The sequence below is a fragment of the Modestobacter sp. SYSU DS0904 genome, from assembly GCF_054051115.1.
Window position 1 is genome coordinate 1 of sequence record NZ_JBJHAQ010000007.1, and the last position, 13,395, is coordinate 13,395.

Annotated in this window: 14 protein-coding genes and 3 tRNA genes; 7 read left to right on the forward strand and 10 right to left on the reverse strand. The window is 76.0% G+C overall.

Annotated features, from left to right (window positions below):
- Positions 1-115 precede the first annotated feature (115 nt).
- Together ACI79U_RS06595 and ACI79U_RS06600 are read right to left on the reverse strand one after the other, a co-directional pair.
- Positions 116-1,285, reverse strand: a complete 1,170-nt coding sequence (locus ACI79U_RS06595; protein WP_457064230.1) for a 4-hydroxybenzoate 3-monooxygenase — start codon at positions 1,283-1,285, stop codon at positions 116-118.
- Positions 1,286-1,335: 50 nt separating this feature from the next.
- Positions 1,336-2,079 (reverse strand): IclR family transcriptional regulator, encoded by a 744-nt coding sequence (locus ACI79U_RS06600; RefSeq protein ID WP_457064228.1) that lies wholly within the window; start codon positions 2,077-2,079, stop codon positions 1,336-1,338.
- 102 nt (positions 2,080-2,181) lie between these two features.
- On the opposite strand from ACI79U_RS06600, the gene pcaH reads away from it, so the two are divergent.
- Genes pcaH through pcaC form a run of 5 tightly spaced genes read left to right on the forward strand, consistent with a single transcriptional unit; the run spans position 2,182 to position 6,172 of the window.
- Positions 2,182-2,949 carry a protocatechuate 3,4-dioxygenase subunit beta gene (gene pcaH, locus ACI79U_RS06605; protein ID WP_457064226.1) on the forward strand — a complete coding sequence of 256 codons (768 nt, stop codon included), beginning with the start codon at positions 2,182-2,184 and terminating at the stop codon, positions 2,947-2,949.
- Positions 2,946-3,626 (forward strand): protocatechuate 3,4-dioxygenase subunit alpha, encoded by a 681-nt coding sequence (gene pcaG / locus ACI79U_RS06610; protein ID WP_457064224.1) that lies wholly within the window; start codon positions 2,946-2,948, stop codon positions 3,624-3,626. Before pcaH ends, pcaG begins: the two co-directional genes overlap by 4 nt.
- Before the next feature lie 25 nt (positions 3,627-3,651).
- Complete coding sequence (gene pcaB, locus ACI79U_RS06615) at positions 3,652-4,995, forward strand: 3-carboxy-cis,cis-muconate cycloisomerase (RefSeq protein WP_457064222.1); 1,344 nt, start codon at positions 3,652-3,654, stop codon at positions 4,993-4,995.
- Complete coding sequence (gene pcaD / locus ACI79U_RS06620; protein ID WP_457064220.1) at positions 4,992-5,768, forward strand: 3-oxoadipate enol-lactonase; 777 nt, start codon at positions 4,992-4,994, stop codon at positions 5,766-5,768. Before pcaB ends, pcaD begins: the two co-directional genes overlap by 4 nt.
- Positions 5,765-6,172 (forward strand): 4-carboxymuconolactone decarboxylase, encoded by a 408-nt coding sequence (gene pcaC / locus ACI79U_RS06625; RefSeq protein ID WP_457064218.1) that lies wholly within the window; start codon positions 5,765-5,767, stop codon positions 6,170-6,172. Before pcaD ends, pcaC begins: the two co-directional genes overlap by 4 nt.
- A gap of 44 nt (positions 6,173-6,216) precedes the next feature.
- Here pcaC and ACI79U_RS06630 read toward each other — a convergent pair whose 3' ends face one another.
- Positions 6,217-7,608: a hypothetical protein gene (locus ACI79U_RS06630; RefSeq protein WP_457064216.1), complete on the reverse strand. Its 1,392-nt coding sequence runs from the start codon at positions 7,606-7,608 to the stop codon at positions 6,217-6,219.
- Positions 7,609-7,888: 280 nt separating this feature from the next.
- Here ACI79U_RS06630 and ACI79U_RS06635 point away from each other — a divergent pair, with 280 nt between their 5' ends.
- The gene (locus ACI79U_RS06635) at positions 7,889-8,878 is read left to right on the forward strand and encodes a hypothetical protein (protein WP_457064214.1); all 990 of its coding nucleotides are present in this window, start codon (positions 7,889-7,891) and stop codon (positions 8,876-8,878) included.
- Between the two features lie 24 nt (positions 8,879-8,902).
- On the opposite strand, the gene ACI79U_RS06640 is transcribed toward ACI79U_RS06635, so the two are convergent.
- From ACI79U_RS06640 to ACI79U_RS06660, 5 genes are all read right to left on the reverse strand, one after another.
- Positions 8,903-10,390, reverse strand: a complete 1,488-nt coding sequence (locus ACI79U_RS06640) for a sensor histidine kinase (protein ID WP_457064212.1) — start codon at positions 10,388-10,390, stop codon at positions 8,903-8,905.
- Between the two features lie 13 nt (positions 10,391-10,403).
- Positions 10,404-11,147 (reverse strand): response regulator transcription factor, encoded by a 744-nt coding sequence (locus ACI79U_RS06645; RefSeq protein ID WP_457064210.1) that lies wholly within the window; start codon positions 11,145-11,147, stop codon positions 10,404-10,406.
- A 101-nt stretch (positions 11,148-11,248) separates the two neighbouring features.
- Positions 11,249-11,322, reverse strand: a tRNA-Phe gene (locus ACI79U_RS06650).
- Between the two features lie 31 nt (positions 11,323-11,353).
- A tRNA-Asp gene (locus tag ACI79U_RS06655) sits at positions 11,354-11,430 on the reverse strand.
- Between the two features lie 62 nt (positions 11,431-11,492).
- A tRNA-Glu gene (locus ACI79U_RS06660) sits at positions 11,493-11,565 on the reverse strand.
- A 164-nt stretch (positions 11,566-11,729) separates the two neighbouring features.
- Here ACI79U_RS06660 and ACI79U_RS06665 point away from each other — a divergent pair.
- Positions 11,730-12,356 carry an AMIN-like domain-containing (lipo)protein gene (locus ACI79U_RS06665; RefSeq protein WP_457064208.1) on the forward strand — a complete coding sequence of 209 codons (627 nt, stop codon included), beginning with the start codon at positions 11,730-11,732 and terminating at the stop codon, positions 12,354-12,356.
- 7 nt (positions 12,357-12,363) lie between these two features.
- Here ACI79U_RS06665 and ACI79U_RS06670 read toward each other — a convergent pair whose 3' ends face one another.
- Positions 12,364-12,702: a hypothetical protein gene (locus ACI79U_RS06670; RefSeq protein ID WP_457064206.1), complete on the reverse strand. Its 339-nt coding sequence runs from the start codon at positions 12,700-12,702 to the stop codon at positions 12,364-12,366.
- 71 nt (positions 12,703-12,773) lie between these two features.
- Positions 12,774-13,376, reverse strand: a complete 603-nt coding sequence (gene wrbA, locus ACI79U_RS06675) for an NAD(P)H:quinone oxidoreductase (RefSeq protein WP_457064204.1) — start codon at positions 13,374-13,376, stop codon at positions 12,774-12,776.
- Positions 13,377-13,395: the final 19 nt, after the last annotated feature.

The following is a 13,395-nucleotide window of genomic DNA, read 5'->3' on the forward strand; positions in this document are numbered from 1 at the left end:
CCCCCCCCCCCCCCCCCCCCCCCCCCCCCCCCCCCCCCCCCCCCCCCCCCCCCCCCCCCCCCCCCCCCCCCCCCCCCCCCCCCCCCCCCCCCCCCCCCCCCCCCCCCCGGGAGGGTCAGTCGAGGGGGAGGCCGGTGTAGTTCTCCGCCAGCTCGCGGGCCGCGGCCTCCGACGAGCACACCCGGCGCAGCTGGGAGAGCTGCAGCTCGGCGTCGAAGTCGTCGCCGGAGCGGTGCAGCATCGAGGTCATCCACCAGGAGAAGTGGGTGCACCGCCAGACCCGGGCCAGCGCCCGGTCGGAGTAGCCGTCGACCAGGTCGCTGCGCCCCTCGGCCAGCAGTCGCACCAGGGCCTGGGCCAGCAGGGTGACGTCGGCGACGGCGAGGTTGAGCCCCTTGGCACCGGTGGGCGGCACGATGTGCGCGGCGTCCCCGGCGAGGAACAGCCGGCCGCGGCGCAGCGGCGCGCTGACGAACGAGCGCATCGGCAGGATCGACTTCTCGGTGACCGGACCGGTCTGCAGCTCCCATCCGTCGAGCGCGAACCGGGTCGACAACCCGTCCCAGATCCGGTCGTCCGACCAGTCCTCGATCTTCTCGGTCGGGTCGACCTGCAGGTAGAGCCGGGACACCGACGGCGAGCGCATCGACGACAGGGCGAAGCCGTCCGGGTGCCAGGCGTAGATGAGCTCGTCCTCGCTCGGCGCCACGTCGGCCAGGATGCCCAGCCACGCGTAGGGGTAGGTGCGTTCCCAGGTGCGGCCCGCCGTGCCCGCGGTGACCACCGGGCGGGAGACGCCGTGGAAGCCGTCGGCGCCGACGACGGCGTCGCACTCCAGCACCTGGGGCGTGCCCGCGGCGTCGGTGAAGCGGATGCGGGGGGCGTCGCCGTCGACGTCCTCGGGGGAGACGTCGGAGACCTCGAACAGCAACGGCGGCCCGCCGTCCAGCTGTGCCCGGATGAGGTCCTTGGTGACCTCGGTCTGCCCGTAGACCCACACCCGGCGGCCGCACAGCTCCGGGAAGTCCAGGTGGTGGCGGGTGCCGGGGTACTGCAGGTGGATGCCGTCGTGCGGCAGGCCCTCGCGCTGCAGACGGTCGCCGACGCCGGCGTCGACCAGCGTGCGGACCGTGTGCTCCTCCAGGATGCCGGCCCGGATGCGGGCCTCGACGTAGGACCGCGACCGGTTCTCCAGCACCACCGTGTCGATGCCCTGCAGCTGCAGCAGCCGGGAGAGCAGCAGCCCCGCCGGGCCGGCTCCGATGATCCCCACCTGGGTGCGCATGCCGCGAGTGTGGCCCGCGTCGCCCGCCCGGGCCGAACCCGGGCTTCCGCTCACCGGAACTCGGCGGTCAGGGCCAGTGCCCGCCCGATGCCCCGGGCGGCGACCTGCAGCACCGGCGCCAGCCGGGTCAGGTCACGGCGGTGGGTGGGGACGACGATGCCCAGCGCGGCGACGACGACCGGGCCGGTGGGCCGGTCGACGGTGACCGGGACGGCGACCGACGCGGTGCCCAGCGACATCTCCTCGGCCGTGCGCGACCAGCCGCGGCGGCGCACCTCACCCAGCTCCCGGGTGATCGTCCGCGGGTCGACCACGGTGTACCGGGTCTCCCGGCTGAGCTCCTGCAGCGCCCGGTCGACGACCTCGTCGGGCGCGCAGGCCAGCAGCACCTTGCCGACACCGGTGGCGTGCAGCGGCAGCCGGCTGCCGACGGTGCTGACCACCGGCACCGACTCGCGCCCGGAGATGCGCTCGACGTAGAGGGCACGGATGCCCTCGCGGACGGCGAGGTGCACGGTGTCCCGGGTGGCGGTGTGCACGTCGAGCAGGAAGGGGGCCGCCACCTGGCGGAGCTCCAGCTGCACCGGGGCCAGCAGGCCGAGGTCCCAGAGCTTGCGGCCGATCTCGTAGCGGCCGTCGGGCCGGCGGACCAGCGCACCCCACTCGACCAGCTCGCCGAGCAGGCGGTGGGTGGTGGTCAGCGGGGTGCCCGAACGGGCGGCGACCTCGGAGAGGGTGAGCCGCGGATGACCGCTGTCGAAGGCGTCGAGCACGCCGAGAGCACGGGAGGTCACCGACCTCCCGGCGGCGGCTGAGCCTCCGGCCACGGCGGCATCCGTTCTGCTCAGTGGAAGTCAGGGCTGTCGGAGCGTAGCCCCGGGTCGTACGGTCCGGGGATGACCGGGACCACACCGCGGGCGCCGCGCCCTGCGGAGGACAGCGCCTTGATCGTGCCGCGTTACCTGCGCGACCCCGAGGAGCAGCGCACGCCGCTCGCCTACCCGGGTTACCGCAGCACCGGGCTGCGCGCGCCGCTGCGCACCCCCGTCGACCTGCCGCACCGGCTGACCGAGGTCACCGGCCCGGTGCTCGGCGAGGACCGGGTGCTGCCCACCGACGCCGACCTCACCCTGCGGATGGGCGGCGAGGCCCAGGGCCAGCGGATCATCGTCTTCGGGCGCGTGCTGGACAGCGACGGCCGCCCGGTGCCCGACGCCCTGGTCGAGGTGTGGCAGGCCAACGCCGGCGGGCGGTACCGGCACGTGGTCGACAACTGGCCGGCGCCGCTGGACCCGCACTTCGACGGGCTCGGCCGGGTGGTCACCGACAGCCTGGGCCGGTACGAGTTCACCACCATCAAGCCCGGCGCCTACCCGTGGGGCAACCACCACAACGCCTGGCGTCCGGCGCACATCCACTTCAGCCTCTTCGGGCACGCCTTCACCCAGCGGCTGGTCACCCAGATGTACTTCCCGGGCGACCCGCTGTTCGAGCAGGACCCGATCTACAACGCCATCCCGCCGTCGGCGCGGTACCGGGCGATCAGCCGGTTCGACCTCGACCGTACCCAGGACAACTGGGCGCTGGCCTACCAGTGGGACATCGTCCTGCGCGGCAAGGACCAGACCCCGTTCGAGACCGACGACGACGGAGATGTCGCATGAGCGCCCCCCACATCTCGCCACTGGTGCAGGCGGCGATCGAGGACAACGACCGGGTCCCCGGCATCCCCCGGCGCGGCAGCGGGTACCTCGACGAGCCGCTGCGCTTCGCCACCACGCCGAGCGCCACCGTCGGGCCGTACCTGGCGATCGGCCTGACCTGGCCGGACGGCCCCTACGCCGTGGCCGAGGGCACCGAGGGCGCCATCTGGCTGCGCGGCCGGGTGTTCGACGGTAACGGTGACCTGGTCCCCGACGCCATGATCGAGACCTGGCAGGCCGACCCCGACGGGCGCTTCGCGCACCCGGACGACCCGCGCGGGGCGGTGACCACGCCCGGGTTCCGCGGCTTCGCGCGCTCGGACACCGTCGACGGCGGCCAGTACGCCGTGCTCACCCTCAAGCCCGGCCCGGTGCCGGACGGCGAGGGCGGCCTGCAGGCGCCGCACGTCGACGTCTCGGTGTTCGCCCGCGGGCTGCTGGACCGGGTGGTCACCCGGATCTACTTCGCCGACGAGGCCGAGGCCAACGCCGCCGACCCGGTGCTGACCGGTCTGCCGGACGACGCCGCCCGGCAGACGCTCATCGCCCGGCCGACCGACGACGGCTACGTCCTCGACATCCACCTGCAGGACTGCACCGCCAAGGGCATGGTCGAGACCGTCTTCTTCGCGGTGTGACCGCGGCATCCGACAAGATGCCGGCGTGACACTCCTCGACGCGACGTTCGCCCGTGGTCCGGTGAACGCCGGTTCCGGCGACGCCTGGCTGGTCGCCCTGCTGGAGGTGGAGGCGGCGCTGGCCCGCGCGGCGGCCCGGGTCGGGCTGGTCGCGGAGACCGCGGCGGAGGAGGTCGGGCGGGTGTGCGCCGACCCGACCCGGCTCGACCTGGCCGGCGTCGCCGCGCGCGCCGGGGACGCCGGCAACCCGGTCCCCCCGCTGGTCCGGGCCCTGCGCGACGCCGTGGGCCCGCACGCGGCGCGCGCGGTGCACGTCGGCGCCACCAGTCAGGACGTCGTCGACACCGCGGCGGTGCTGCTGGCCCGGCGGGGGCTGCAGCTGATCGACGCCGACCTGGCCGCCGCGGCCGGGGCGTGCGCCCGGCTGGCCACCGACCACCGCGACGACGTGCTGATCGGCCGCACGCTGCTGCAGCAGGCGCTGCCGATCACCGTGGGGCTCAAGGCGGCCGGCTGGCTGGCCGGGGTCGAGGGCGTCCGGGCCCGGATCGCCACGGTGCTGGCCGGGCTGCCGGTGCAGTACGGCGGGGCGGTCGGCACGCTCGCGGCCAGCTCCGGGTCGGGGGTCGACCTGCGCGCCGCGCTGGCCGAGGAGCTGGGGCTGCAGACCACCGAGGTGCCCTGGTTCACCGTCCGGCTGCCGATCGCCGACGTGGCCGGCGTGCTCGGCGCGGCCGCCGGTGTGGTGGCGACCATCGCCGTCGACGTCGTCCTGCTGGCCCAGACCGAGGTGGCCGAGGCCGCCGAGGTCGCCGAGGGCCGGGGCGGCTCGTCGGCGATGCCGCACAAGAACAACCCGGTGGCCGCCATCTCCGCACGTGCCTGCGCCCGCCGGGCGCCCGGGCTGGTGGCCACCCTGTTCGCCGCGATGGAGCAGGAGCACGAGCGGGGCGCGGGCACCTGGCACGCCGAGTGGCCGACCCTCACCGACCTGCTGGGCACCGTCGGCTCGGCGGTGTCCTGGCTGTCCGAGAGCCTGGCCAGCCTGCGCCTGGACACCGGGCGGATGGCCGCGACCGTGGCCGCCGCCACCGACCCGCTGCTGGCCGGTGCGCTGGCCGAGGCGCTCACCCCCACGCTGGGCGCGGGGCCGGCGCACGACGCCGCGGCCGCCGCCGTCCGCACCGCCGCCGAGCAGGGCCGGCCGCTGGCCGACCTCGTGCTCGAGCGGGCCGACGTCGACGGGGCCGCGCTGGTCGCCGACACCACCCCGGACGTCGGGGAGGCCGGCGCGCAGGTCGACGCCGTACTCGCCGCGCACACCATCGCGACCCAGGCGGACCCCGCCGGGCAGGAAGGAGCTCCGTGACCGCCGTCGAGGTGCACGCCGTCGTGGAGGGCCCGGCCGACGCCCCGGTGATGCTGCTGTCCAACTCGCTCGGGTCGGACCTGTCCATGTGGGACCCGCAGGTGCCGGCGCTGACCGAGCGGTTCCGGGTGGTCCGCTACGACACCCGCGGCCACGGCCGGTCGCCGTCGGTGCCGGGCGACGCGACGATCGACGACCTCACCGACGACGTCGTCGCGCTGCTGGACCGGCTGGGGGTGGCCCGGGCGCACGTCGCCGGGGTCTCCATCGGCGGGATGACCGGGCTGCGGCTGGCGGTGCGCGAGCCGCACCGGCTGCTGACCCTGGCGGTGCTGTGCAGCTCCGCCCACACCGGCAACGCGGGGATGTGGGAGGACCGGGCGCGCACCGTGCGCGCCGAGGGCACCGGCGTGATCGCCGAGCCGGTGGTCAGCCGGTGGCTCACCCCGCCCTACGCCGCCGCCCACCCCGACCTGGTGGCCCGGCTGCAGGCGATGGTGGTGGCCGCCGACGACGAGGGCTACGCGGGCTGCTGCGCCGCGATCGCGCGGATGGACCAGCGCGCCGACCTCGGCCGGATCACCGCGCCGACGCTGGTGGTCTCCGGCGCCGAGGACGAGGCCGTGCCGCCGGAGCACCAGCGGCTGATCGCCGAGGGGGTGCCCGGGGCCCGGCTGCTGAGCCTGAGCCCGGCCGCTCACCTGGCCAACCTGGAGCAGGTGCCGCAGGTGTCCGACGCGCTGATCGCGCACGCCACGGGAGGGCGACCGTGACCGAGCAGGATCCGCTGGAGACCGACGCGCAGCGCCGGACCGCCGGCATGCGGGTGCGGCGGGAGGTGCTCGGCGACGCGCACGTCGACCGAGCGGTCGCGGGTGTGACCCCGTTCACCGCCGACTTCCAGGACTTCATCACCCGGGTGGCCTGGGGCGACCTGTGGCAGCGGCCGGGTCTCGAGCGCCGGGAGCGCAGCATGCTCACCCTGGCGATCACCGCGGCGCTGCGTCACTGGGACGAGTTCGCGCTGCACGTGCGGGCGGCGGTGCGCAACGGGCTGACCGACGAGGAGATCGCCGAGGTCTGCCTGCACACCGCGGTCTACGCCGGCGTCCCGGCGGCGAACCACGCCCTCGCCGTCGCCAAGCCGATCCTCGCGGAGCTGCGCGCCCAGAGCTGAGGTCGGCCCGCCGGGGCGGCCGGTCGGCCCGCCGGGACGGCCTGTCAGCCCGCCGGGACGGTGAGGGGGAACTCCGCCCCGTCGGTGCCCAGGTCGGCGACCAGCCCGTCGGGCAGCGCGGCCCGGCCGCGGACGACGACCGTGCCGTCGGTGAACCCGGCCGGCACGTCGAAGGCGGCCAGCACCCGGTCCGCGGCGGGGCTGAGGTCGACGCCGGGGCGCCGGGTGCCGTCGGGCAGCACGAGCGTGAGCAGCTCGACCGGGACGGCGCCCGGGTCGCCCTCGGGCAGCGCCATGGTCACCTCCAGCACCAGGTACGCGCGGGACGGGTCGCGGGGGCGCACCGATCCGTCGGCGCCGGCGAACCACTGCAGCGTCGCCGAGCCCAGCCGCACGGTGACCGGGAACGACGCCGGCACCCGGCCGGGGGCGCTGAACGCCCCCTCGACCTGCTGGCTGGCGTCCACCTCCGCCGTCCGGTTGGCCCGGGTCAGCACCTGCACGTTGCCCGGGCCGGGGGAGCCGTCCAGCAGCGACAGCCGCTGCTCCAGACCGTCGTCGAGGACCACCAGGTCGGCCTGCGTCGTCCCCGCGGGGACGGCGACCACGGCCTCCACCGTGCTGCCGGGCGCGACCAGCGCCGGGGCGACCGGCACCGGTGCGGTGCCCGGGGCCTGGTAGCTGACCGTGGGCGGGGTGGTGGACCGGCCCTCGCCGGGGCCGACCGTGTAGCGGACGGCCAGGAAGCGCTGGCCCTCGGCGGGCCGGCGGGCGGCGTCGCCGGTGCCGACGACCTCGGGCGTGGCCAGCCCGGTCACCGTGACCGAGGCCGCGGGCCCGGACAGCCGGGCGGGCCCCGGAGGCGCTGCCCAGGGCAGGACGGGGAACGGGCCGACCGCGGTGAAGCCGGGCTCGGCGCGCGGCACCTCGGGCACCCGCAGCCCGCCGGTGCCCGGTGACGGGCTGTCGCCGTCGGGGCGGACGAGCAGGTCGGCGTCACCGAGGGCCTGGGGTTCGGGGTCGGCGGGGAGGCCGGCGGGGCGCAGCCGGACGTCGCCGCCCGTCGGGGTCGCGGTGAGCGGGAAGCGCAGCCAGCTGCGGCCCGGGTCGCCGCCGACGAAGAGCACCGGCCCGCACAGCAGCTCCCGGGCGATCTCGGTGTCGTCGGGGTCGATCCGCTGGAACCAGCAGCGGGTGTCCGGGCCGCGGGCTCCGGCGCGCTGGTCGACGTAGTCGGTGAGCCGGCGGTCGGCGTCGGCGAGGACCGCGGCCGGGGCGGTGACGTAGCGGCCGTCGACGGTGAGCGGGGTGCCGCGCAGCACCAGCAGCACACCGGCGCCGATCGCCAGCAGCACGACCAGCGCCCCGGCCACCACGAGCCGGGGGTCGACCCGCCGTCGGCGTCGCGGCGCGGCTGCCCCGCCGTGCTCCGCCACCCGCGTGCCTCCCCGGTCGCCCCCGTCGTCGGGGGAGTGAGCGGAACCTAGCCGACCGGAGGGGGCCTCCGCAGCCAGCCGCGCGGTCGCCCGGATCCCCCGCAGGGGTGAGCTGCGGGTTGATCACCGACCACGCGGGGTAGTTGCGTCCGGCAGGCTGAGAGGCCCACCGCACCGACCGTCGAGGAGCGCCGCACCCTCCTGTCGCCGTGCACGACCGCAGGAGGCGTACGACCGCGTGACCGCAGTGCCCGCTGGACCGAGCGCGCCGGGGACCCGGGTGGCGAGCGTCCCCGCCCGCAGCCCGTACGTCTCGGCCGTGCTGCCCGCCTCGGTCGTGCCGGTCGGCCCGGAGGCCGATCCGAGCCCGTGGCTGGACGCCGAGCACCTCACCGCGCACGCCGCCGAGATCGACGTGCTGCACCTGCACGCCGGCTACGAGCACCTCACGATCCCCGAGATGGACCGCTGGACGACGGCCGTGCGGCGGTCCGGGGTGCCCCTGGTGGTCACCGTGCACGACCTGCGACCGCCGGCCGGGACCACCCCGGGACGGCACCAGGCACACCTGCGCACGCTGCTGACCACCGCGGAGGTGGTGCTCACGCTGACCCCCGGCGCGGCCGACGAGATCGCCGACCGGTTCGCCCGCACCGCGATCGTGGTGGCCCACCCGTCGCTGGCCGCGCCCACCCCGGACATCGGCCGGGAGACCCGGCTGGTGGGCGTGCACCTGGGCCGGCTCGAGCCGGAGATCGCCGAACCGGTCGAGCTGGTCCGGGCCGCGCTGTCCGGTGCCGTCTCCGGCGGTGGGCGGCTGCGGGTCGACGTGCACCCCGACGTGGACGTCGCCGCCCGGCTGCCGGAGCTCGTCGCGCTCGCCGACGCCGGGCAGCTGGAGCTGCGGTCCAGCTGGGCCGAGGACCCGGCGTCCTGGGTGCGCCACCTGCAGGAGCTGCACGTGTCGGTGCTGCCCCGCCGTTCGGGCACCCACGACAGCTGGGTGGAGCTGTGCCGGGACGCCGGCACCCGGGCGGTCGTGCCGGGCGGTGGCCACCACGCCCAGCAGTGGTCCGACGTCGTCCTCTACGGCAACGAGCCCCGCGCCGGGCTGGACGCCGCCTCGCTGACCTCCGCGGTGGTCGCCGCGCTGACCCGCCCCGCGCCGGCCCGGGTCGACCGGCAGCGGCGCACCGAGCAGGCCGAGGCGGTGCGGCGGCTGCACGCGCAGGTCTACGAGCAGGTCGCCGCCGACGCGCTCTCGGTCTGAGGCCCGGTCGGCCCGGGCCGGGGGTCAGGCCTCCGGTGCCGTGGTCGCGCCGGGCAGCCGCACGGTGACCTCGGTGGCCCCCGGCGCGCTGGTCAGCCCGACGGTGCCGCCGTGGGCGGCCACCACCGCCTGCACGATGGCCAGCCCGAGGCCGGTGCTGCCGGCCGTCCGGGACCGGGAGGCGTCCCCGCGGGCGAACCGTTCGAAGGCGTGCGCCTGCAGGGCCGCGGGCATCCCCGGCCCGTCGTCGGCCACGCACAGCACCGCCCAGCCACCCTCGGTGCGCAGCCGGGTGGTCGCCGTCGTCCCCTCCGGGGTGTGCGCGCGCACGTTGGCCAGCAGGTTGGCCACCACCTGGTGCAGCCGGGCGGCGTCGCCCGGCACCAGCACCGGGACGTCGGGCAGGTCCAGCTGCCAGCGGTGCCCCGGTCCGGCGGCGTGCGCGTCGGTGACCACGTCGACCAGCAGCGCGGTCAGGTCGACCTCCTCGGTGGCCAGCTCCCGTCCGGCCTCGGCGTCGGCGTCCAGCCGGGCGAGCAGCAGCAGCTCCTCGACGAGCTCGGTCATCCGCACCGCCTCGGACTCCACCCGGCGCATGGCGTGCCCTACGTCGGCCGGCACCTCGCCGCCCTGGCGGCGGACCAGCTCGGCGTAGCCGCGGATGGAGGCCAGCGGCGTGCGCAGCTCGTGGCTGGCGTCGGCGACGAACTGCCGCACCTGGGTCTCCGACGCCTGGCGGGCGGCCAGCGACTGCTCGACGTGGTCCAGCAGCCGGTTCAGCGCCGTCCCGACCTGGCCGACCTCGGTGCCCGGGTCGGTGTCCTGCGGGGGGACCCGCTCGGCCAGCCGCACCTCGCCGCTGGCCAGCGGCAGCTCCGCCACCCGGGTGGCGGTGGCCGCCACCCGGTCCAGCGGGCGCAGCGTGCGGCGGATGACCAGCACGGCGGCGCCGGCGGCGGCGAGCAGCGCGGCCAGTCCGGCCAGCAGCTCGACGGTGACCAGGCTGCGCACGGCGTCGGCGGCGCCGCGCAGCGGCAGACCGGTCATCAGCACGTCGTCGCCGGGGGTCGGGCGCGCCACCAGTCGGTAGCTGCCCAGCTCGCCGCCGAGGTCCCGGGTCACCGGCTCGCCGTCGGTGGGCAGCTCGGCGAGGACGGCCTCCTGGGCGTCGGTCAGCGGCAGCTCGGCGCCGCTCTGGGCCAGCACCCCGGACCAGACGACCACCCCGTCGCTCACCTCGGCGACCAGGGTCCCCTCCCCCTGACCGGGGGCGCCCAGGCCGTTCCGTCCGCGGCGCCCGTCATCCCCGGACCGGGACCCTCGGCCGGGGCCCTGTGCACGGTCGGCGACCGCCTCGAGCCGGGTGTCGACCTGGCTGACCAGCTCTCCCCGCAGCGCGGTCACCGAGACCACGCCGACCAGGGCCAGCACCAGCACCAGCGGGACGACGAAGGCGACCAGCAGCCGGGTGCGCAGTGACCGGTGGGAGCGACGGGAGGGGCCGGGGCTCACCGGTGCCAGCGTGTCATGCGGCGGGCTTGATCACGTACCCGGCGCCACGGAGCGTGTGGATCATCGGCGTCCGGCCGGCGTCGATCTTGCGGCGCAGGTAGGAGATGTAGAGCTCGACGATGTTGCCCTGGCCGCCGAAGTCGTACTGCCAGACCCGGTCGAGGATCTGCGCCTTGGACAGCACCCGCTTCGGGTTGCGCATGAGGTAGCGCAGCAGCTCGAACTCGGTGGCGGTGAGCCGGATGTCCTCGCCGCCGCGGGTGACCTCGTGGCTCTCCTCGTCCAGGGTGAGATCGCCGACCACCAGCAGGCCGTCGTCGGCGACGACACGGCTGGTGCGGCGCAGCAGTCCGCGCAGCCGGGCGGCGACCTCCTCGAGGCTGAACGGCTTGGTGACGTAGTCGTCGCCACCGGCGGTGAGGCCGGCGATCCGGTCCTCCAGCGCGTCCTTGGCGGTGAGGAAGACCACCGGGACCAGCGGGGTGTCCGCGCGCAGCCGGCGCAGCACCTCCAGGCCGTCCATGTCCGGCAGCATCACGTCCAGGACGACGGCATCGGGGCGGAAGTCGCGCGCGGTGCGGACCGCCTCGGCGCCATCGGCCGCGGAGCGCACGTCCCAGCCCTCATAGCGCAGGGCCATCGACAGCAGCTCGCAGATGGAGGGTTCGTCGTCGACGACCAGCACCCGGAGTGCGCTGCCGTCGGGCCGGGTCAGCTGTGCCCGGGATCCGGGGGCGGAGGGGGTGCTCGTGGTCATGCCCGAACTGTGCCCGGCCAGCCTGAGAGTTCCCTGTGCCCCCGCCAGGAACTGGCTGGCAACCGCGCCGGTCGAGGTGACCGGGAGCAGGGGAGAGTGGGTGGGCAGGGGCGGGGTCGAACCGCCGACCTCTCGCTTTTCAGGCGAGCGCTCGTACCGACTGAGCTACCTGCCCCCACCGGACCCGGCTGGTGCCGGGCGCCGGATGGCGACCCTGACGGGACTCGAACCCGCGACCTCCGCCGTGACAGGGCGGCGCGCTAACCAACTGCGCTACAGGGCCTTGCATTGTCGTGCTGTGCCTTCTGGTGGTGCTCCGTGCCGGTTGCCCGGCTCGGTCCTGCGTGCCCCCAACGGGGTTCGAACCCGTGCTACCGCCTTGAAAGGGCGGCGTCCTGGACCGCTAGACGATGAGGGCTCATCAGCGCCGGAGGCATGGAGAACCATACATGCCCTCCGGAGGGCATCGCACCGGGGGGTCGGTCCGGCATGTCGCACCCGCCTGCCGGTCTCCCCAGGTGGCCTCCCGCCCCGACCGCGTGGCACCTCCGGCGCAGGTCCGTGGCGTGCCAGCATCGCGGTGTGCGCACCCGTCCGCTGCCCCGTGGGGCCAGCTCCGCCGTCCTGCTGACCGCCGCCCTGCTCCTCGCCGGGTGCGGCCAGGCGGAGTCGACCGGCACCGACACCGCCGCCTCCGACGGGACGGCGGCCAGCGCCCCGGCGACCACGGGCGCCGGCGCGACCCCGGACCAGGGGGCCGAGCCCGCGAGCGTCCCGACCGGCACCGCCGCGGCCAGTGCCGACCCGGCCGGCGCGGAGGGCCTGACCGTGACGTCGGTCCGGGTGGGTGACCACGAGGGCTTCGAGCGGGTGGTCTTCGAGCTCGCCGGCACCGGCACCCCGGGCTGGCAGGTCGAGTACGTCGAGGCCCCGTCGTCGCAGGGCCGCGGCACCCCGGTCGACGTCCCGGGCGAGGCGTACCTCCGGGTGATCCTGACCGGTACGAGCTACCCCTACGAGAGCGGCGCCGAGGAGGTTGCCCCGGGCCCGGTGGTGAGCGGGACGGGGCCGGTCGAGGGCGTCGTCTACGACGGGACCTTCGAGGGGCAGTCGGTGGCCTGGATCGGCACGTCCGGGCAGGTGCCGTTCCAGGTGTCGGCGCTCAGCGACCCCTCCCGGCTGGTGGTCGACGTGGCCGAGGTGCCCTGAGCCGGGCTCAGCCCAGCGACGCGGCGAGCTCGACCGAGTCGCTGCTCACCGAGGTGCAGCTGAGTGCGAGCGGGCCGGCCGACACCTGGTCGCCCTCGCCACAGGAGACCGAGGTGTCGCCCACCGACAGGGTCGCCTGGCCGTCCTGCACGCCGGTGAAGCCGATCTCGGTGCCGAGCACCGTGGCGGTGGCGCCCTCGCCGGAGAGGGTCACCGTGCACCGGTTGTCGGCGCAGGAGACGTTCTCCGAACTGAAGCTGCAGGCGGTGAGCGGAGCGAGCAGCAGTGCTCCGGCGGCGAGGGCCGCGGCGGTGGACCTGGTCCGGCGGACGGGCTGGGTCGGCATGCCGGCAGCGTAGGGCGCGGTACCGGGCGGGCGCGGCGACCCGCCGGGGTGCGCGGGTCGCCGCGGTGCGCTCAGGCGACCAGCTTGGCGGTGATCTCGGCCAGCCGGCGTCCCTGGTAGCGGGCGGCGGTGAGCTCGGCGTCGGAGGCCGTGGCGGACTCCCCACCGGAGGCGGTCGAGACGCCGTACGGGTTGCCGCCGGCGGCGAACAGCAGCGGGTCGGTGTAGCCCGGGGGCACGATCACCGCCCCGAAGTGCGAGAAGATGTTGAACATCGTCAGGATGGTCGACTCGTTGCCGCCGTGGACGTTCTGCGCGCTGGTGAAGGCGGTCGCGCCCTTGTTCGCGAGCTTGCCGGCGAACCAGAGCCCGCCCAGGGTGTCGATGAACTGCTTCATCTGGGCAGCGGGCGTGCCGAAGCGGGTCGGGGTGCCCAGCGCGTAGCCGTCCGCCCACTCCATGTCGGCCGGCGTCGCCTCCTCCACCTCGCCCGCGGTCGTGTCGACGTGCGCCTGCCAGAGCGGGTTGGAGGCGATCGCCTCGGCGGGGGCGAGCTCGGGCACCCGCCGCAGCCGCACCTCGGCGCCGGCGTCGGCCGCGCCCTCGGCGAGCGCGGCGGCCAGCTGGTGGGTGTTGCCGGTGGACGAGTAGTAGACGACGGCGATCTTCGCCACGGGTTCTCCTCAGCAGACG

Bases quoted from the DNA above. Each gene is read 5' to 3' on its own strand.
- ACI79U_RS06595 (WP_457064230.1), bottom strand. From the start codon at position 1,285: ATGCGCACCCAGGTGGGGATCATCGGAGCCGGCCCGGCGGGGCTGCTG.
- pcaH (WP_457064226.1), top strand. From the start codon at position 2,182: ATGACCGGGACCACACCGCGGGCGCCGCGCCCTGCGGAGGACAGCGCC.
- pcaG (WP_457064224.1), top strand. From the start codon at position 2,946: ATGAGCGCCCCCCACATCTCGCCACTGGTGCAGGCGGCGATCGAGGAC.
- ACI79U_RS06645 (WP_457064210.1), bottom strand. From the start codon at position 11,147: ATGACCACGAGCACCCCCTCCGCCCCCGGATCCCGGGCACAGCTGACC.
- ACI79U_RS06670 (WP_457064206.1), bottom strand. From the start codon at position 12,702: ATGCCGACCCAGCCCGTCCGCCGGACCAGGTCCACCGCCGCGGCCCTC.